This is a genomic window from Paenibacillus sp. J5, from assembly GCF_054955055.1.
Window position 1 is genome coordinate 70,889 of record NZ_JBUEDD010000016.1, and the last position, 19,191, is coordinate 90,079.

Below are 19,191 nucleotides of genomic sequence, written 5' to 3' on the forward strand. Positions count from 1 at the left end.
TGAGATGACAAGCCAAAATAAAATGACGCACAACGGGGTTACCCGTTCGTGCGTCATTTATTTTTAGGAGCCCGCTTCGTCCTGCAGCAGCGCTTCGATTCGCTTCTCCCATTGCTCGCGCGTGATGACCCCGACGACTCGCTCCTTGACGGTGCCATCTCTGTCAATCAGCAAGGTTGTCGGAAAGGTGGAAACCTTATATAGCTTGGTTGCCTCTCCCTCGCGATCCATCAGAATAGGGAAGTTCAGATTAAAGTCCGTGACGAATTGCCTTGCTTGCCGTTCCTTATCATAGAACGTGGCGTTCACCCCGTACAGCTCCAGCTTATCCCCGTATTTCTCATACAAGGCGACCAGATCGGGAGCCTCCAGCTCACACGGTCCACACCATGAGGCCCAGAAATTGACCATCAACAGCTTAGGATGCGACCCACCTGCCGTATAGGTCTGCTCATCCAGACCCGGAAGCTCAATGACCGGAGCTGCATAGCCCGGCTTCGGCTGAGCCTCCGCTTGCTGGCCGGAAGTCAGCAGACTGATCTGATTTTGGTTCCATAGCACAAACAATAGAATCAACACAGCAATGGACGTTGCGAGGATTCCAAATTTTTTCATCGTGTACTCTCTCCTTTGATCCCCATCATATCACGCCTTCGAATCAAAGCTCAAGCGCCGGGGCACCCTAATCTATAGTTAGCCAAGACCCCTAGAGAATCGGACGGTGACACATCTAAGATGCAATCGACCAGAAGCAGATGGCCCTGGGTCGTCGTCGACCGCAGGCAGCGAAGCAAGAACGAAACGACAGGGGCGAGCAAGCCCTCCTCTTCAGGCAGCTCCTCCAAGTGGAAGGAATATATCGCCCTGGCTACAGTTCCGCTTGTATTGGTGCTCGGCAACTCGATGCTGGTACCCATCCTGCCCGATATCGAACGCCAGCTTTCAATCAGCAACTTTCAATCGAGCCTGATTATAACCTTATTTTCGGTGACTGCCGGGCTTTTCATACCTATAGCGGGTTATTTATCGGATCGCTTCAGCCGCAAGTCCGTCATTCTCCCCTCCCTAGCAGTCTACGGCGCCGCGGGTATTTTGGCGGGCTTCGGAGCTGTGTGGGGCTCGTATACGATCGTCATCTGGGCACGTGCGCTGCAAGGTCTTGGCGCCGCAGGCACGGCGCCGATTGCCATGGCACTGGTAGGCGATATGTACAAGGATGGCAACGAGAGCGAGGCGCTAGGCTTAATCGAGGCTTCCAATGGAGCGGGCAAAGTCGTCAGTCCCATTCTAGGCTCTCTGTTCGCTCTGATTATCTGGTATGCGCCGTTTTTTGCTTTCCCCTTCTTCTGTGCTCTATCGCTGCTGGCGATGATCTGGCTCATCCACGAGCCCAAGAAGAAGACACAGGCTCCCCCGGTGAAATACTACCTCCGCCAGATCGGGGTGATCTTTCGGGAGCAGGGTGGCTGGCTCATCCCTTCCTTCTTTGTCGGCGCGCTCGCCTTGTTTATTTTATTCGGCGCCTTATTTTACCTATCGGACATCCTGGAGAAGCCGCCTTATTCGATTGATGGCGTTGCGAAAGGGGGCATCCTTGCGATTCCACTGCTCGGGCTTGTCGTGACGGCTTATATCTGTGGACGGAAGATCAAAAACAACGGCCCACTCATGAAGCGGCTGATGGCCATCGGACTCGCCGCTATGACTTTAGCTCTGGGCGCTGCCATCTTGCTGTATAACCAGTTGTACCTGCTGATTGGACTTCTGCTCCTGTCCAGCATCGGCACTGGACTGGTATTGCCTTGCCTGAATACGATGATCGCTGGTGCTGTCGACCGCCAGCATCGGGGCATAATCATGTCGCTGTACAGCAGCCTGCGCTTTCTTGGCGTCGCCTTTGGCCCGCCATTGTTCGGCTGGCTCATGGGATATTCCCAGCTACTGCTGTTCAGTCTGATTACAGCCCTGGCTGCCATCTCCCTCATTCTATCGTTATGGCGTATTCATCCACCGGCCAAGGCTGGCGACAGCCCTTCCACGGCATAGTGTACAGACATGCCAACATAAAAGCATCCTGCGCCGTCCGATTCGGACGGTTCAGGATGCTTCTGTGCGGACGGACGCTAGTCAGCTAGTGCTTACTGAGATAAGCATACAGATCGGCGAGTGTGGATATATTTCTTGACATCATTTGCTTGAGATACCCATGCCATAGCTTCGCTGTCATGATGGAGTCATGCAGGGCATGATGACGATCAGCAATCGGAATACCCGCGCTCTCCAGCAGCTCGTCAAGCCCATAGCTGCCACGCTTGGGCTCCAGCCACTTGGCGACCATCATCGTATCCAGCACCCGGTGTGTCAGATTCACCTTGGACGTGCGCCATAAGGCAGCATTGAGGAACTGCTTATCATGGCCGCTGCCGTGCGCAATTAACACCCGCTTGCCGACGAACTCCATAAAGTCATGCAGCACCTGCATCAAGTCCGGGGCAGCCTCGGCCATATCATTGGTGATGCCCGTCAGAGCTGTAATATGACGCGGCACCTTCCGTTTCGGATTCACCAGGCTATAGAAGGTTCGTGCTTCGCTGATCGGCTCCGCACCGCGCACTACAACTCCTCCAACCGACAAAATCTCATCACCGTTATATGGATAGAAGCCCGTCGTCTCCAGATCGAACACTACCATCTCCAGCTCAGTTAACGGCATATCCAGTACAGACTGCTTCCGCTGCTCCTTGCTGACTGCACGGATGAAGGCCATCTGCTGCGCATTTTGCGCCCCCATCATCGATGCGATGGCCGGTGTAAGCCCGCCCATCTTATATAAATGCCACATTCGTCCGACACCTTTTTGCTGTTTCATGCTCTCGCCTCCGCATTGCCTTGCCTGTCCAGCCCGCTCATTTTAACCATCCGACCGTCAGCTTCTGCACATGACGCTGCAGTCGCTTGCCCAGCTTCAGACTTTGCTTCAATTCCTCGATCATATCCTTGGTCAGATACTTGCTGGCCAGCTTGCCATTGTTCATATACATGCCATCCTCATTATGCTCGGTAGCAATCAGTCGCAGCCTCAAGAAAAATAAAAAGGCCGCCTTGTACTCAGCCGCTTCCTGAATCGTCATGATTCCCTTGTCGGCCAGTGCCACGAGCCTCTCCAGCGTCGAAGTTGCGCGAATCTCGGATTGCACCGCCATGAGACGAATCGCGTTAACCATGGGAATATAAGCGCCGTACTTAATGTCAATGCTGCCTGCATCCTCACCATACTGCTCCTTCAAGAGCTGCCCGAATACACCGATCAGCATCTTGTGCCGTATCGTATTATCCAGCATCCGCCGAATGATGACGGGTCTTGCCAGCATATCAGAGAAATAATGATTCTTCAGCCTGGCAAGCAGCTCAGCATCGCCATGCACATGGCGACTGTCAGCTACAATCAGCAAGTAGCGCACAGCCTCCCATTCCGCGGCCTCAAACCAGCCGTCAAGCTGCCCGCTCCACCCGCTGAGCGGAAGCCGCCATTGCGGATTGGCACTGATTACATTGCCATCGCAGGGCGGATACCCCATCTCTTGAAGCAGGCGCACGATGGTATCCGCAAGCTGCTCAAAGTAGGCTGCCACACCCTCGGAAGCACTTGGCTCCGATACATCCTGATATATGATGCCGCTATCCTGATCGCTGGATAACGTCTGCTCCTTCCGCCCCCCGCTGCCGAACAATACATATGCATAAGGCACGGGGGGAGAACCCTTCCCCGACCGTGCCAATTCCGCCTCTGCCAGAGCGATCGTGCGCTGAATCAGCGCATCGTGCACTCCATTTAATTGTCTGTAGTACTCCTCTAAGGGCAGCGAAGGGAACAGAGCGTCCATACGCTTGTGCACATCATCCCGAAGCATGCGCAGTGCCGGGATCAGTTGAGCGGCTTCAATCTGCCGATGCAACTGACAGATCACCGGATCACCCTTCATACGGCGCCCTCCCCCTTCATCTCGATCTGCTGTGGATTAAGCATTCAAGTTTTGTTGCGCCTTTTTCATTTGCTCAGGATAACCATATGTGCCATGCTCGCTCAAGTCAAGACCAATAATTTCTTGCTCCTCTGTCACACGGAAGCCTGCGGCCTTCTTGATGATATACAATACGACGAACGATACGATGAATACGAACACACCACAGACGACAACACTCTCAAATTGCACCCACAGTTGCTTCCAGCCACCGCCGTAGAACAGTCCCGCTTGACCGACACCTGCTGTCTCGGCAAGCTCCGGTGTTGCGAACAGGCCGTTGGCCAATGTCCCCCAGACCCCCGCCGCGCCGTGTACAGACAGCGCATAGATCGGATCATCAATTTTCATTTTCTCGAAGAATTTTTGGCTGAAGAACACAAGCACCCCTGCCAGCAGGCCGATCACTACAGCAGCCCACGGCTCAACGAATGCACAGGAAGCTGTAATTGCGACGAGACCAGCCAGACCACCGTTCAGCATCGTTGTAATATCCGACTTGCCAAGGAAGGCCCACGAGATCAGCATAGCCGCCACTGCGCCTGCTGCCGCTGCAATTTGCGTATTGAACGCTACATAACCGAAAAATCCATTTTCAATCGCTACCGTACTGCCCGCATTGAATCCGAACCAGCCTACCCACAGGAATAGCACGGCCAGCGTCGTATATACTTGGTTATGACCCAGAATTTGATTGGAGGAACCATCTTTGTTGAATTTCCCGATCCGGGGCTTCAACAGGATTGTGGCCGCAAGTGCTGCCACCGCACCTGACAAGTGAACGACTGTCGAGCCCGCGAAGTCTTGCGCACCGTCCTCAGCCAGCCAGCCGCCGCCCCAGATCCAGTGAGCGACCATCGGGTAAATGATACCTACGAATACAATCGTGAAGATGAAGTAAGAAGAAAGCTTGGCGCGTTCCGCGAAGCCGCCCCATGCAATCGACAGCGAGATCGTAGCAAATGCCAGTTGGAATACGAAGAAGATCGAAGCTCCCAGCCCGGCATCCTCAGCATACAGCACTGGAGGGTTATAGAAGAAATCCCCGAGGCCGATAAGAAGATTACCGTTGCCGCCAAATGCAAAGCCATAGCCAACTGCCCAATACACCAAAGAACCAAGTCCGAAGGTAAAGATCGTTTTGCCTGCTACGTGTCCAGCGTTCTTCATGCGAGTCGAGCCGGCTTCCAGCAGAATAAATCCGCCTTGCATCAGGATGACGAGAATTGCGGCAAGCATCACCCATAACGAGTTGAGGCCGGTGTTCAGCATCGCATTCGATGGAGCATCTGCAAATGCCATTGCCGGGAACAAGAGAAGCAGCGCACCCACTGATAGAATCATTTTTTTGACCAAAACGACCACTCCCTTAATGTTATCTTTTATTACATGTGAAGAAAGACTTAATGTCATTATAGTCAGAAGGAGCCGTTTTGACAATATGCTTTTTGAAAAAAAACAAAAAAATACTTCATAAACTCTAACGTTCGTCTCATTATCGGAGTCTAATGTTAAGTTTTTTACTCCAAACCGTTAGAGATTCATGGAATAGCTCGCTTATTTTTCGCTTTTTTTGCGGTTTGTCCAGATTCCTCTTCTCGTGCTGTCCACTCTAATACACCCTTCTTCTCTCCATTCAACTGGGTCATTCCTCCTAAATCCCAGCGTCATATATTGTTCACACAAATCAGCCGTTTTACAAAGCATTACGTTTGACTGTATGGTTCTGTTTTCGGTATCATATAAATATAGGTTTTATATAGGGAATAGATATAGGGGAACTATTGAAAGCAGGGAAGGAGGAGAACATAATTGGGGATACTACATTATATAAGATAGGCGAGCTAGCCAAAAAAGCGAATGTCAGCTCGAGGACGATTGATTTCTATACATCGATCGGCTTGCTGGAGCCTCATACCCGGTCACCCAAAAATTATCGCTTGTACAGCAGTGAAACCTTGCTTCGTCTCAAACGTATAGAACAGATGAAGCAGGAGAAGCTCACACTGGACGAGATTAAGGATAGGCTCGACCAATGGAACAAGGTGACAGCAGAGGAGCAGGTTACGCGCAAGCTGACTGACCTGCAACTGCATATGCAGAAGCTGGAACGCGAAGTGAAAGAGCTTGAACCGGTCATCGAACGGCTGAAGCCTCAGCAGGTGAAGCATCTGACGAATAAGCTGATGCCGCAGACAGCCGCTTGTATTGAGGCGCTGATGCTGTTGCTGGGCAAGGGACCGTTTATGTAGACTGAATTTGAAAATGGAGGCGATTGGACCATGTTTTTTCACCCGATGGATTTTCTGATCATTATAGCATTCCTGCTCTCCCTCTGGGCGCAATTCCGTGTCAAGGGGACGTTCAATAAATGGGCTGAAGTGCCGATCCATAGCGGCTTGACAGGCTATCAGGCGGCTCGTAGAATGCTGGATAACAATGGGCTGCATGATGTACCGATTGAGCCCGTTCCTGGACGTCTGTCCGACCACTATGACCCCATTAGCCGTGTGGTACGTTTGTCAGAGCCCGTATATTATGAGAATTCGATCTCCGCTGTTGCCGTAGCCTGCCATGAGGTTGGACATGCGATCCAGCATTCGCAGTCATATCCGATGCTGGTGCTGCGCCACCGGATGTTCCCAGTCGTCAACCTGACCTCTGGCATCGCACCGTTCCTGTTGATCGCCGGCTTCCTGTTCCAGAACATGGGGCTCGTAGGACTGGGAATTATATTCTTCACAGCCGTCGTGGCTTTCCAACTGGTCACCCTACCCGTCGAGTTCAATGCAAGCAGCCGTGCGCGCGATCTGATGATTGCTGAAGGCTTCATCAGTCAGGACGAGGAGCGAGGGGTAGCCAAGGTATTGAATGCCGCAGCTCTGACCTATGTCGCAGCCGCCCTGATCTCCCTGCTGGAGCTGGTCAAGTATATTATGATCTTTACACAGAATCGAGACTAAGACGAGGCTCACAACGCCAACAGCCCCTTATCCACACGGATAAGGGGCTGTGTTGTTGCCGGAGGCGGAATATCAGCTCTTCGTCAAGGCGAAGTAATCAATCAGATATTTATAGAAAACCTTCGCCACTAGCGGCAGCTTCTGATTCTGCCTGCGGATCAGACCGATTGTTCGAGTCACCTTCGGAGATTCGATACGTACCTTGGCTGTATGCAGCATGCCGGAATCATGCAACGCCATCTCTGGCAGCAGACTGACGCCCATCCCCGCCGCTACCAGACCGCGAATGGTCTCCGTCTCCTCACCCTCAAAGCCAATCTTAGGCTCGAAGCCCGCCTGCTGGCACGCATCCCAGACGATCGGGCGCAAGGAATAGCCCTCCCGGAACAGCACAAACTCCTCTTCCTCCAGCTCTGCAAGCTGGATCGTCTCCCTGCCAGCTAGCGGATGCTTGGCTGGCAGAACCGCATACAGCTCTTCTGTGAGGATAACCTCACCAGTCACATGCTCATCATGCTCTGGGAATGGCGAGATGAAAGCCAGATCAATCTCCCCCTGCACCAGATCGCGAATGAGCGATGGAAACATCCCCTGCTTGAACTTGAAGCGCACATGAGGATATTGCTTGCGGAAGCCGGACACAATCTGCGGAATAAGATGAACGCCCAGACTATGCGGGAAGCCGAGCCGAATCTCTCCCACCTCCGGGCTCATAAACTCGTTGATTTCCAGCACAGCCATCTCCAGATCAGCCAGGATGGATTCAATCCGCTTCAAAAAAAGCTGTCCTGCAGGTGTAAGCTGCAAGTTCCTCCCCTTCTGAATGAAGAGGGATACCCCCAGCTCCTGCTCCAACTGATGAATTTGTCGGCTGACCGCCGATTGTGCGACGCGCAGTTCCTCAGCGGCCTGGGTCACATGCTCCTTCTTTGCCACCTTGACAAAGTAGTATAGCTGCCTTAATTCCATGATACGCGATTTCTCCCCTTATCTCCCGTACTATTGCCTACACGTTACACCAATACCGCCACGCAAGCATGCATTCGCTATCCTTCACGTAGCTCCATATCGCCCTCAAGACAGCGAACAACAGCCGTGAAATATAGGTGTTGCCGATTCCCCCAAAAGCCCCCCAGGGCAGCTCCAGCCCCGCAGGGGAGCCCATGCCTTTAACTCAGGCGAATGGCGAATGCCATCCATGCTACCAGTCTCAGCCCCGGCGAAGACGGCGCGCATACTGCTGGAAGAATACGAATCCGGCGATCAGCCCGCCAACATGTGCCCATATATTGATATTCGACACCAGGAAGGAATAGATTAACCCGAAGATCAAAATAGTGAATACCGTCTTGCGCGATCCCTCATCCAGTACCTGCTTATGCAACAGCGCCATGTTGAGATAGGCTCCGAATACACCATAGATCGCACCTGACGCCCCGACTGATACGAGCGCCGGATCAGATGAGATCGCGTTGTACATCAGTACGCTGACAATGTTCGCGACGATGCCGCATAGCACATAGAACACCAGATATGGGCCTGAGCGCAGCAATCTCTCCAGCGGCGGCGCGAACACAAGGATCGAGAAGCAATTGAAAAACAGATGCTCCCAATTGGCATGCAGCAATATCGAGGTGATATACCTCCACGGCTCCGTCAACCCGTAAGGATCACCAGGATACGCAAAAAATGCACCGTACTTAAACAAGAATTCCCCGCCTAGCACCATCCACAGAAATAGAAGGACATTCGTCGCCAAGATGGCAGAGGTGACCGGGTAGAGTCTCAAATAAGAGCGAAAGCTTTCATAACGCAGAAAGATCATACGCGCTTCTTCCTTTCGACATCAAGAATATAGACAAAATTGGACAACCGTCATTTCTTACGATTATAATAAAATGTGCACGAGACCAAATACAAGGAGGCAGTATCCATGACTCAAGAGCGTACAGGAGTTGCTACATTAAAAGGTAATCCGATTACCTTGATCGGCCCAGAGCTGAAGAAGGGCGATAAAGCACCTGATTTCCAATTAAATCAATCCTTGGTGGATGTTGTATCCCTGAAGAACTACGCTGGTAAAGTGAAGCTGATCAGTGTCGTTCCATCCATCGATACGGGTGTCTGTGACGCCCAGACTCGCCGCTTCAACGTTGAAGCCGCCAATCTAGGCGAGAAGGTCGCCATTTTGACGGTAAGCGTCGACCTGCCGTTTGCCCAAGCCCGTTGGTGCGGAGCAGCAGGCGTCGATCAGGTTACCCTGCTGTCCGACTACAAGGATAACAACTTCGGCATCGCATATGGCGTGCTGATCAAGGAGCTTAAACTGGATATGCGCGCGATCTTTGTCATCGACGAGAACGACACCATTCAATATGTAGAAGTATTGAAGGAAATGGCCGAGCATCCAGACTACGACGCAGCGCTTGCAGCAGTTAAAGCTTTGATCTAGGTCATGTCTGAACACCCGTTCAAGGGCATCTCTCCCCGCCTTTTCGCCCCATGCTGCGTTGCTTTTTCTTGACGTACCCCCGGTACGCCTGCGAAAAAGCGCCTTGCCTGGAACGAAAATTCGGCCAGATCTGTTCCGTTCAGAGTGTTCAGACACGCCCTGGTCGTCTACCTATATACAATCTATATACAATATACACGAAATCGGTCTGCAAAGCACATGCACAGCAATGGCTGCCGCCGTCGCATAGACAACGGGGCAGCCATTCTTCATTGTATGATATGCACAAATAAACGAGCGAGAAGATCATCTCCACGCTTGTTGCTTACGTCTACGGGCTTGATACCTTGTACGCCGCAAGCTTCTTGTCCAATGTTCTGTATATATCGAGGATAACGCGGTAATTAGAGCCTAGATCGCCCAGCGAGCCCCGTGAAGCCGAGTATATGTCCACAGCAGAGGTTACCGGATTCGTTCCGATAATGGATACTGTAATATCCATCATCCTGCCAGTGACGGTGCGCTTCTCCAGCACAATTTCCCCGACTGACTCCACTTCATGAAGCACCTTATAGCCCTGCATCTTCTTCAGCGTCGAGACGACCTCAGCCCATGCCTTCTCCTTCGATAGCTTGTAATAATGAGATTTCAGCAATGGGTCCTTCGCTCTGTCACCTGTCTGCTCGAAGCTGCGCAGCAAACCGATCAGCGTCCGCTTTAACAACCCCATCTCCCCCTCCGACTCTATGTGTAAAAGATGGATACCATCCACTCTGATGAAAGAAACGGCAATATTTTCATTCCTTGACAGCAGGCAAGACGGTTGAGGCCGTACTGATCCAATACGGCAGACCGTCACTGTGCCCGATATGTAGATTAAGATCAAGCTGTGCAGCTCTATCCTGTAATATTGAAGAAACCCGCCTATGCCGTCCGACTTGCTTGTTTTTTGAACCCGCTCTCGCAGGTGGGTGTCCGCAGAAGCGGTTTTGAGATCCCCGCTACAGGGCATGTCAGCCGCGCCTCAATCTAGGTCTCCCGTAAAACAGCCATTGGTTCAAAACAATGTTAAGCCGTAACGAACATCGCAGGATGTATGAATATTATAGACCGTTTGAATTAAAAAGTAAACCAATACGGCCTGTAAATTCAAGGAGGCGGTCAAATGACGTCCTATTTGCGCACATCCTCCGAAATTTCGACCTCTTCTTCCTGTTGCTGGCGCTCTGCTTCCGCCTTCTCCTGCTGTTCCTTCAGCTTCAGATAGATCAGATGGAAATTGTAAAAGGAAACCACCGCGATCAGACTGCCCATAAAGAACGGGATCAGAAAGGTGAAGCGTGTGCTGATGAACAAAATAAAGCCGCTTACGATAACCGTCGACAAGGAGCGAAACGGCCGGCCAATCGTAATCAGGATGGCATTCTTCAACAGTTGAAAAATCTTCATATGGTAATGCACCATCATGGAGAAGAAATTAAACATCGAGACAAACAACAGGAAGATCAGCCCGATAAATACATACGACAGCAATTGAAAGGAGCTCAGCTCATTCAGATACACCTTGTAGTCAACAAACATGATGACATACAGAAGCGTATACAGCAAGCCGCCCAGCATGCTCTGCAGGTAGTTTTCCTTATAGCCGCGGAAGAAGGTTTTGAACAGCGGCACATCCACCTCGCCCATCACCCATTTGCGCACAACTGTATACAAGGCAGCGGTTGCCGGAAAAAAAGTGAATGGCGCCACCACCGCAGCCAGCACCAAGGAAGGATAGATCTGGCTCTCATCTTGTGACAGAAAAATTGCCGCAAAGAGGAAAAAAACGAACGGGATCGAGCAAATGATCCATAAAACATTCGTCACGGATAGCCTCATAATCCATTCCGATATTTTATAGAAGCCGCCCATCATGCCTCTCATTTCCATGTCTGCATCCCCCTACAGAAAACGTTATCAAGAATAGTAGTCGCTTATATTGCTGTGTAGGTGAAAACCGGGAATCGCTCCATGCTCCAGCCACCTCGACGGTGCCATAGTGCGTCGGAATTCCCGGTTCACCCATGTACAGAAGTTATCAGTTATTCACAAAGTCATCAGAGGAGCTTCTCGGGCGGCGATATTCTCCACCGCTATTGCTGCTCCCGCCGCGATATTCGCCGCTGCGTCCATCCGAACGTCCGCGATTGCGGTCATTGCGGTCACGGTTGTAGCCGCCGCCGCCGCGATTGTCGCGCGAATCCCGTCCGCCGCGTCCGCCGCTGCCGCTTCCGCCACTGCGACTGTTGCCGCCGAAGGAACCGGAGAAACGGCGTCCGTTCGAACGAATGTCAGGTCTGCGCTTCTTCGCCCGGATCGGGTCCTCAGGAGTCAGCTCAATGTTAACATCCTTCTTCTCGCCTGTCAGCAGCTTCATAGCTGCCGCCAGCAGATGTACGGAATCATAACGCTCCAGCAGTTGAATCGCGCTACCCTTGTACTCTTGGAAGTCTTCATTCTCGATAATTTCAATCAGACGCTCTGCAGTGACACGTTGCTTGCCTTCGATCGCCTCAGCCATACTAGGCAGTGGTTTCTTGGAGATTTTCTGGCGAGTCACCTTCTCGATGAAATGCAGATGGTCGATCTCACGCGGTGTAACGAATGACCAGGCTGTGCCTTCTTTGCCTGCGCGGCCAGTACGACCGATCCGGTGAACATAGCTCTCAGGGTCCTGCGGCAGGTCAAAGTTAATGACATGCGATACGCCGGAAACGTCAAGCCCACGAGCCGCAACATCCGTTGCAACCAGCACATCAATGCTGCCGTCGCGGAATTTGCGCATCACGTTGTCACGCTGGTTTTGGGACAAGTCGCCATGCAAGCCGTCAGCAGAATAGCCGCGCTTTTGCAGCGCTTCGCTCAGCTCATCCACCCGGCGCTTTGTACGACCGAACACAATTGCAAGCTCCGGAGATTCCATGTCAAGCAAACGGCTCAGGCCTTCGAATTTCTGGCGTTCATGCAGCTCGATGTAAGCTTGATCGATTAGCGGTGCGGTAATGTTTTTCGGAATGACAGAGACATGCTCTGGATTTTTCAGGAAGCGTTGAGCCAGCCTTTGAATGTTAGGCGGCATTGTAGCGGAGAACAGCATTGTCTGACGCTCTTCCGGCACCATGCTCAAAATGGTGGTAATATCCTCCATGAAGCCCATGTCGAGCATTTCGTCCGCTTCATCAAGCACAACCGTCTGCACATCATCCAGACGAATTGTTTTGCGGTTGATATGGTCAAGCAGACGACCAGGGGTACCAATAATGATCTGAGGTTTCTTCTTCAAAGCGCGAATCTGGCGGCCAATATCCTGTCCACCATAGATCGGCAGGGAGCGTGTACCTTTGTAGCGGGACAGCTTGCCAATCTCCTCGGCAACTTGAATTGCCAGCTCGCGAGTCGGGGTCATAACGAGTGCAACGATCCGTTCCTCATTGGTAGGAATCTTGGAGATCAAGGGGATACCGAACGCAGCAGTCTTGCCCGTTCCTGTCTGCGCTTGGCCGATCAGGTCGCTTCCAGTCATAGCGATCGGAATGGATTTGTCTTGGATAGGGGTTGATTCTTCAAACCCTAATTCAGTAATAGCTTGCAGCACCTTTGGCTCCAAGCCGAATTCAGCAAATGTTTTCAAACGTATTCATACTCCTTTTTTTCTTAAACTACCCAGCGTAAACGGCTGGCCCCCGTTACTGACGAAGACAACTGCACTGCACATCTTCTATGGAACGCAGACAAGTTACCGCTTATCTGCTCCAATATTCATTGCACCTTGCGGCTGATCCGTTCTTGGTCGGGACAACTACGTTTCGCGAAGAAATCCAAGCTGATTATAAGGATTCAGCTGATCTGCCTTCGATTTCTAGTTATATGCGGCTGTCACCGCCCATAGGTGGGGCGGCCCCTCTAGAGGAAGCCGATAAAAGCCGTAAATAGCTGGAGTCCCTATATCTTGTTCATTATAACATAACTACGTCTACGAATACCAGTAATAGCAAGTGGAGCATAATAATCATGCTCTGGCGGCTCTAGTCATTATTATTTTGCCTTGTATCATGAAGTTCAATCCACTACAAAGGAGTGATCGATATGCACTGGCTTCGCCACGCCGGGACGCTGATGACGATGCTGCTCGGTTCGTTCTTGGTCGCCTTCGGCTTCAATATGCTGCTGATCCCCTACGGGCTGTTGAGCGGAGGCGTATCCGGCATCTCCATGATGATCGGGTATGCGACAGGAGGCAACATCGGCTTGCTTTATTTTGCCCTCAACTTCCCCATTCTTGTCTGGGGGCTTGTGGCGCTCGGCAAGCGGTTCATCCTGTGGAGCATCGTGTCCGTCATCTCCGCCACCCTATGGCTGCAACTGATCCCTGTAAGGCAGATCGCCAACGATCCGCTGCTTGGGGCGCTCTTCGGCGGAGTCATCGTCGGCTTTGGGAGCGGACTCGCATTGCGTAAGGGCGGCTCCTCTGGCGGGTTCGATATTATCGCATCTATCGTGACACGCAAGCGCGATCTGCCTGTCGGCATGATCATTTTTATCTTGAACGGCCTGGTCATTATGGCGCTCGGCCTGATCATTCAAGACTGGGATGCTGCCATGTATTCCATGATTTCGATTTTCGCTGCGGGCAAGGTTGTCGACATCATACATATTCGCTATGTAAAGGTAACGGCATTTATCATCACCAAGGAAACCGCTGCTCTCAAATCCAAGCTGCTGGAGCGGCCGCGCGGCGTCACCGTCATTCGCACCAAAGGCGCATATTCCGATGACGATAAGGATATGCTGATGACGGTAACGACAAGGTACGAGCTTGCGGAGCTGCGCAAGACGGTGCTGTCGCTCGATCCCCATGCCTTCGTCAATATCGTCGAGACAGCGGGCGTCATCGGCCAATTCCGGCAGCCAGTCGGCTAACCGTCCCTTGCTAGTGACGACATAAAGCTATATAATACTGTTATCCCCGAAGATTGTTCGTTTGATGCCAGACCAGATTGCCCTGCTTTCTTGTGAAACGTACTATTTCATGGAAAGGGTGAGGTTAGGATGGATATGCAAACTGTAACACTATCGCGGATTGTGGAGAAGCTGGTGCCAGAGCTTGTTCCTTTCCTGACGGAGCGTGAACTGCAGCTCAACATTGTGCTCCGTGACGGACTCGCCGTGCTGGAGCCGGAAGATGCGATTGAGATCGTGCACCACAGTATTTATGAAGTTCAGAAGGCTGTGCTGCTCCATTAGCATAGCAATCAGTGACGGGAACGCCCTGGGGCGTTCCCGTTTTTGCATCCAGCGCCATACAAGCTTCATAATGCGCCTAATTACACCCCGTCGCTTATGGTTACTGCGAGAGGCGAGAAGCCAGCTCATAGAGATCCATATTGAACGCCTTCTTCGTATGAACCACTTTATCAATATCTGTCACGACGAATTCACCGCGAATGATGCCGCATGCTTTGCCAGAATCCCCTTCGATCAGCTTCCGCACCGCAAAATCGCCCAGTTGGCTTGCCAAAATCCGGTCGTTATGCGTTGGCGTGCCGCCGCGCTGAATATGACCAAGCACCGTCACACGAGGCTCGATCCCGTTGCGAGCTGTAATCTCGCGGGCCACATCCTCGCCGCTTCCAGCACCCTCTGCGACAATAATGATACTATGGCGTTTGCCATGCTGGAAATTTTCCTGCATCCGCTTGGCGATTTCATCCAGATCCGTCGGTACCTCAGGCACAATGATCGTCTCCGCGCCGCTGGCCAGTCCTGCATACAATGCAATATCGCCGCAGTGGCGACCCATAACCTCGACAATCGAGGAACGTTCGTGGGAGGTCATCGTATCGCGCAGCTTGTTGATTGCATCCACAACGATGCTCACCGCAGTATCGAAGCCGATCGTGAAGTCAGTGAATGGAATATCATTGTCAATCGTTCCTGGCAGCGCCATCGTCTTGATGCCGAGCTTGCTCAGCTTATTGGCGCCCTGATAGGAGCCGTCGCCGCCCAGGACCACGAGACCGTCAATTCCGCGCTCACGCAAGATCGCTGCTCCGCGCTCCTGTCCCTCAGGCGTCACAAATTCCTTGCAGCGAGCTGTCTGGAGCACAGTGCCGCCACGCTGGATAATGTCGCCTACGCTGCGCAGATCCATTGGCCTCAGATCATTGTTCAGCAGTCCTTGATAGCCGCGCTGTACACCGTATACCTCCAGGCCGTGGAACAGAGCGCTGCGCACAACAGCACGCACCGCAGCGTTCATTCCTTGCGAATCGCCGCCACTGGTCAATACTGCAATAGATTTCACCTTCGACATGTTGTCAACCTCCTAATTATCCCACACTTAATCTGTATTGCTTGGCGCGAATATACACACTGTTCAGCCAGAAAAACAACCGGGTTAACGGGCTTTTCCTCATCAGATGTCTGGAGATGCGCTTCACATCCTCCTGCAGCCTCACCTTCGGATCAGACAAATACAACGCGAGCAGCCCCTCGATAATCATCCGGTGAAATGCTGCGCCAGGCAGCGTCAGCACATCCTTGCGAGCTTGCTGTACAATATTGCCGATGCGATTGACCAATGTGGACTGACTCTCATAATAATTGCAGAAGTTGAGATCCCCGCCTTCGCGATCCTCCTCCTGGTCAATCAAATAGTCCAATAAGATATGCAGCCCGCACACATGAGGAAAATAAGCCTGGCGGATCGCATCCGCATCCTGCCTTCTCAGTCCCGGCTGCGCCGCCGCCAGAAACAGCATAAACATGCCGAGCGTCGAGCCGGTCGCAGCAGCAAATTCATTCCATTGCAAGTCCGGGTAATTGCTCCTGCTCTGCTCCCACCACTGAAGCAGCTTCGGCTCCCGCAGCTCCTTACGGATATGCTTGTGCACCTGAAGATCGACGTACAGTCCGACCAGCGCCATCACCTGATGCCGAACCTGATGATAGGATGGCAGCATCGCGATGCTGCTGCGGCATCGCTCAACGAGTGCCAGCAGATAGCCGCCGTCCTCCCGCTCCTGTCGCAATGCATAGTAATCCGCCGGAGCTGCATCAGGGTCTACCGCATCGAGCATGGACTGATGCAGCAGCCGGAAGTCCCCAGGGTCTAGCGACGTGCTGCGGTCACAGAGATTATCCAGGTAATCGCTGATCGTCTGGAACGCTACAATGAGCGGAATCAGTATGTGGCGATACTCCAGGCTAGCCGTAGCATAGACCGCCCCTCCCTGGCAATGAAACTTCTTGGATTCAATACTGGCCAGCGCCTGAGTGCGCAGCTCCCCATCTGGAATCGCCTGCGCTAGTCGTCGCCAGCCGTGAAGTTCTGCTTCCACCTCTGGAAGCACATACTTATACACACGATACATTAAGCGCAGCGGCCCTGCAGGCGCTCCTTGAGCCAGCGCATTCAGACTTTTCATTGATGGCGTCCTCCCTATTGGCGGTTTATCCGGAATGACGTCTTGATTCCATTTCCTGATCGGTGCGGTACCAGATATGTAAATCGTTAATTCTGCTTGCCAGCTCCGCGACCTCGAAGTTAATCAGGCAGGACAGCTCGAAGTCCTCCTCCTCGTACAGTCTGGCCTGCAAAGCATGAATTGCTCTCTCCAGCGCCATGATCCGGTCTGGAATACGTCCGCGCACCGTCTCCCAATACGCAAGAATGGCCGCCCGCTCCCATGCGCTTAGGCACTCCCATTCCTGCCGGAGATCAGGCAGCTCTATCTCCAGGCGCTCGTCCCATTTAAAGTGGTTCCCCGTCATCAATTGAATCCTCCAACCATTAATGTACCACTTCAAACGGGTGAAATCCAGCGAAAATCATCACACATTATACGCAAACGGTTACAGGAACTCCCGCCCCAACACAAGGCCTGAACAGCAGTATGGATTGCCAAGAACATATTCTTCAATCCCTCATCTCATGGTATACTGGTTATCAAGGCTGACTGCAGGCACTTCTGCCGCAGCGCATATGAACCCTATCTATTCAGGCCATGCCCGGAAGTGACGCCCGTTATAAGGCGGTGCTTTTCGAGCCTGGCCTTCTCAATTTGACAATCGGCCTGCTCTCTTCGAAGCACGAGACCCGCCGCTATAGATCATGCGCCGCTATTGGCTGCATCAATACTTCTATTGGAGGAACTCATCATGTCGCAAGTCCGTCCTACCACCGTTCCCTTGCCAGGTCAATCACCTTCTGCAGCTAAGGAAGCGGTGAGAATGCGCACCTTCAGCTTTGCTATCTACACAACGATGGCGGTCATCGTCTCTTACTTTCCGCTCTATTTTCATGACAAAGGCTATTCTGAGCAGCAGATTGGCATCCTGTACTCCATCGGCCCTGCGCTGGCCATATTCGCCAACCTGCTGGCGGGGATGGCCAGCGACCGCTTTCGCACGATTCGCAAAATTATGGTGGTGCTGCTGGCAGGACAACTGGTTGCACTCACCTTGCTGTTCACTGTTGAGGAATATATTTTCGTCTGCTTTATTATGGCAGGCTTTTACTTATTTCAAACCCCGCTGAATTCACTAAATGACAGCATGATCCTGCTGTCCGTCAAGCATACGGGTCGCTCTTATCCATCTGTCCGCATCTTCGGCTCGCTCGGCTTTGCTTGTGCTGCGCTGCTGATTGGCTTGTTCCTCAAGTCGAGTGGCGCAGGCATGACGATAATGATCGGCATGATTACGATCACCCTGTCCCTGTCGCTCGCCTTCACCCTCCGGGACTACCAGCAGACCGGCGCGCGGCGCACGGTACAATACAGCGGCTTCCTCAAGCTGGTGAGCAAGCCGGATGTCGTGGTGTTCTTCCTGCTGGTGCTCATTCTCTCGGTCGCTCACCGGATGAATGATGGCTTCCTCGCCGTAGCGATGCAGCAGATGGGAGCAGATGAATCGATGGTGGGCATGGCCTGGATGGTGTCGGCAGCCAGCGAGGTGCCGATCCTGTTCCTGCTCGGCAAGTACGGTCACCGGATCAAGGAGCTGCCACTGCTTAGTTTTGCGGGACTGGCCTATGCGCTTCGCTTCTGGCTGCTATCCCGGACAGATGAGCCGCAGTGGGCGATTGCCATTCAAGCGCTGCACAGCATCTCATTCGGCGTGTTTTTCTCGACGGCCTTGCGCTACATGACCCACCTGATCCCCGATGAATACCGCGCCTCCGGTCAGGCGCTCTATGCGGTCGTCTGGTCAGGATTTGCCGGTCTGCTAAGCGGCACGGCTGGCGGCTACATTCTGGAGAAGCTGGGACGTTCAGCGTTTTTTGAAACTGCGATGTGGCTCGCAATCACTGCCGCTGCCGGCTTCCTGGTGAAGCATCTGCGCTCCAGGTAGCGCACTGGGTTGCTCGTGCTGGCAGGGTCACCTTCCCGCTTCACACATAAAAACCCCCCGGCCTTGTAGGGCAGGGGGGTGTGCGGATATAGCCACTTACCTATAATATAAAAGGTTTATTCAACCAATTATCTTATAATTTATACACGTTAGCAGCCTGAGGTCCACGATTGCCGTCGGTGATGTCGAATTCTACAGCTTGACCTTCTTCCAAAGTTTTGAAGCCTTCGCCTTGGATTGCAGAGAAGTGCACGAACACGTCGTCGCCATCCTCAACGGAAATGAAGCCATAGCCTTTTTCTGCGTTAAACCATTTAACTGTTCCTTTCAAATGAACAACCTCCTAAAATGACCGCTG

General features: G+C 52.4%; 20 protein-coding genes and 1 other RNA gene. 7 read left to right on the top strand and 14 right to left on the bottom strand.

From position 1 onward, the window contains the following. Window positions 1-63: 63 nt before the first annotated feature. Complete coding sequence (locus ACY1JZ_RS23925; RefSeq protein WP_270170138.1) at window positions 64-615, bottom strand: TlpA family protein disulfide reductase; 552 nt, start codon at window positions 613-615, stop codon at window positions 64-66. Window positions 616-735: 120 nt separating this feature from the next. Here ACY1JZ_RS23925 and ACY1JZ_RS23930 point away from each other — a divergent pair, with 120 nt between their 5' ends. After that, window positions 736-2,046, top strand: coding sequence for an MFS transporter (locus ACY1JZ_RS23930; RefSeq protein ID WP_462631245.1), 1,311 nt, complete (start codon window positions 736-738; stop codon window positions 2,044-2,046). 85 nt (window positions 2,047-2,131) lie between these two features. Here ACY1JZ_RS23930 and ACY1JZ_RS23935 read toward each other — a convergent pair whose 3' ends face one another. The 3 genes from ACY1JZ_RS23935 to ACY1JZ_RS23945 are packed head-to-tail and all read right to left on the bottom strand — an operon-like array spanning window position 2,132 to window position 5,378. Continuing rightward, window positions 2,132-2,869: a 3'-5' exonuclease gene (locus tag ACY1JZ_RS23935; protein WP_462631246.1), complete on the bottom strand. Its 738-nt coding sequence runs from the start codon at window positions 2,867-2,869 to the stop codon at window positions 2,132-2,134. 37 nt (window positions 2,870-2,906) lie between these two features. Continuing rightward, on the bottom strand, window positions 2,907-3,983 hold the full coding sequence (locus ACY1JZ_RS23940) for a DUF294 nucleotidyltransferase-like domain-containing protein (protein WP_462631247.1): 1,077 nt from the start codon (window positions 3,981-3,983) through the stop codon (window positions 2,907-2,909). A gap of 36 nt (window positions 3,984-4,019) precedes the next feature. Beyond that, window positions 4,020-5,378: an ammonium transporter gene (locus ACY1JZ_RS23945; protein WP_270170130.1), complete on the bottom strand. Its 1,359-nt coding sequence runs from the start codon at window positions 5,376-5,378 to the stop codon at window positions 4,020-4,022. A 428-nt stretch (window positions 5,379-5,806) separates the two neighbouring features. Between ACY1JZ_RS23945 and ACY1JZ_RS23950 the strand changes: the two genes are divergently transcribed. Together ACY1JZ_RS23950 and ACY1JZ_RS23955 are read left to right on the top strand one after the other, a co-directional pair. Then, window positions 5,807-6,274, top strand: coding sequence for a MerR family transcriptional regulator (locus ACY1JZ_RS23950; protein WP_270170128.1), 468 nt, complete (start codon window positions 5,807-5,809; stop codon window positions 6,272-6,274). Window positions 6,275-6,304: 30 nt separating this feature from the next. After that, complete coding sequence (locus tag ACY1JZ_RS23955; protein WP_270170126.1) at window positions 6,305-6,985, top strand: zinc metallopeptidase; 681 nt, start codon at window positions 6,305-6,307, stop codon at window positions 6,983-6,985. A gap of 72 nt (window positions 6,986-7,057) precedes the next feature. Here ACY1JZ_RS23955 and gltC read toward each other — a convergent pair whose 3' ends face one another. Then, entirely contained in the window at window positions 7,058-7,954 is an 897-nt protein-coding gene (gltC, locus tag ACY1JZ_RS23960; protein ID WP_270170124.1) for a glutamate biosynthesis transcriptional regulator GltC, read from the bottom strand. Between the two features lie 241 nt (window positions 7,955-8,195). Further along, window positions 8,196-8,810 (bottom strand): rhomboid family intramembrane serine protease, encoded by a 615-nt coding sequence (locus ACY1JZ_RS23965; protein WP_270170120.1) that lies wholly within the window; start codon window positions 8,808-8,810, stop codon window positions 8,196-8,198. 108 nt (window positions 8,811-8,918) lie between these two features. Here ACY1JZ_RS23965 and tpx point away from each other — a divergent pair, with 108 nt between their 5' ends. Then, window positions 8,919-9,437: a thiol peroxidase gene (gene tpx / locus ACY1JZ_RS23970; protein ID WP_270170118.1), complete on the top strand. Its 519-nt coding sequence runs from the start codon at window positions 8,919-8,921 to the stop codon at window positions 9,435-9,437. 331 nt (window positions 9,438-9,768) lie between these two features. Here the strand turns inward: tpx and ACY1JZ_RS23975 are convergent, their stop codons facing one another. From ACY1JZ_RS23975 to cshA, 4 genes are all read right to left on the bottom strand, one after another. Beyond that, entirely contained in the window at window positions 9,769-10,167 is a 399-nt protein-coding gene (locus ACY1JZ_RS23975; RefSeq protein ID WP_270170116.1) for a DUF1499 domain-containing protein, read from the bottom strand. A 183-nt stretch (window positions 10,168-10,350) separates the two neighbouring features. Further along, a non-coding RNA gene (ssrS, locus tag ACY1JZ_RS23980) (6S RNA) lies at window positions 10,351-10,534 on the bottom strand. Between the two features lie 76 nt (window positions 10,535-10,610). Then, window positions 10,611-11,369 carry a YesL family protein gene (locus ACY1JZ_RS23985; RefSeq protein WP_270170114.1) on the bottom strand — a complete coding sequence of 253 codons (759 nt, stop codon included), beginning with the start codon at window positions 11,367-11,369 and terminating at the stop codon, window positions 10,611-10,613. Window positions 11,370-11,517: 148 nt separating this feature from the next. After that, window positions 11,518-13,110, bottom strand: a complete 1,593-nt coding sequence (gene cshA, locus ACY1JZ_RS23990) for a degradosome RNA helicase CshA (RefSeq protein WP_462631251.1) — start codon at window positions 13,108-13,110, stop codon at window positions 11,518-11,520. 455 nt (window positions 13,111-13,565) lie between these two features. Here cshA and ACY1JZ_RS23995 point away from each other — a divergent pair, with 455 nt between their 5' ends. Both ACY1JZ_RS23995 and ACY1JZ_RS24000 read left to right on the top strand, forming a co-directional pair. Continuing rightward, the gene (locus ACY1JZ_RS23995) at window positions 13,566-14,399 is read left to right on the top strand and encodes a YitT family protein (RefSeq protein ID WP_270170110.1); all 834 of its coding nucleotides are present in this window, start codon (window positions 13,566-13,568) and stop codon (window positions 14,397-14,399) included. A gap of 129 nt (window positions 14,400-14,528) precedes the next feature. Further along, the gene (locus tag ACY1JZ_RS24000) at window positions 14,529-14,723 is read left to right on the top strand and encodes a hypothetical protein (RefSeq protein WP_270170108.1); all 195 of its coding nucleotides are present in this window, start codon (window positions 14,529-14,531) and stop codon (window positions 14,721-14,723) included. 100 nt (window positions 14,724-14,823) lie between these two features. On the opposite strand, the gene pfkA is transcribed toward ACY1JZ_RS24000, so the two are convergent. Genes pfkA through ACY1JZ_RS24015 form a run of 3 tightly spaced genes read right to left on the bottom strand, consistent with a single transcriptional unit; the run spans window position 14,824 to window position 17,252 of the window. Beyond that, window positions 14,824-15,792 (bottom strand): 6-phosphofructokinase, encoded by a 969-nt coding sequence (gene pfkA, locus ACY1JZ_RS24005; protein ID WP_270170106.1) that lies wholly within the window; start codon window positions 15,790-15,792, stop codon window positions 14,824-14,826. Between the two features lie 16 nt (window positions 15,793-15,808). After that, window positions 15,809-16,906 (bottom strand): tetraprenyl-beta-curcumene synthase family protein, encoded by a 1,098-nt coding sequence (locus tag ACY1JZ_RS24010; RefSeq protein WP_270170105.1) that lies wholly within the window; start codon window positions 16,904-16,906, stop codon window positions 15,809-15,811. A 25-nt stretch (window positions 16,907-16,931) separates the two neighbouring features. Continuing rightward, a complete protein-coding gene (locus ACY1JZ_RS24015) occupies window positions 16,932-17,252 on the bottom strand; it encodes a hypothetical protein (RefSeq protein WP_462631253.1) in 321 nt (106 codons plus the stop codon). A 387-nt stretch (window positions 17,253-17,639) separates the two neighbouring features. Here ACY1JZ_RS24015 and ACY1JZ_RS24020 point away from each other — a divergent pair, with 387 nt between their 5' ends. Beyond that, the gene (locus ACY1JZ_RS24020; protein WP_462631254.1) at window positions 17,640-18,833 is read left to right on the top strand and encodes an MFS transporter; all 1,194 of its coding nucleotides are present in this window, start codon (window positions 17,640-17,642) and stop codon (window positions 18,831-18,833) included. A gap of 133 nt (window positions 18,834-18,966) precedes the next feature. Here the strand turns inward: ACY1JZ_RS24020 and ACY1JZ_RS24025 are convergent, their stop codons facing one another. Continuing rightward, window positions 18,967-19,164, bottom strand: a complete 198-nt coding sequence (locus ACY1JZ_RS24025) for a cold shock domain-containing protein (protein ID WP_270170102.1) — start codon at window positions 19,162-19,164, stop codon at window positions 18,967-18,969. Window positions 19,165-19,191 lie beyond the last annotated feature (27 nt).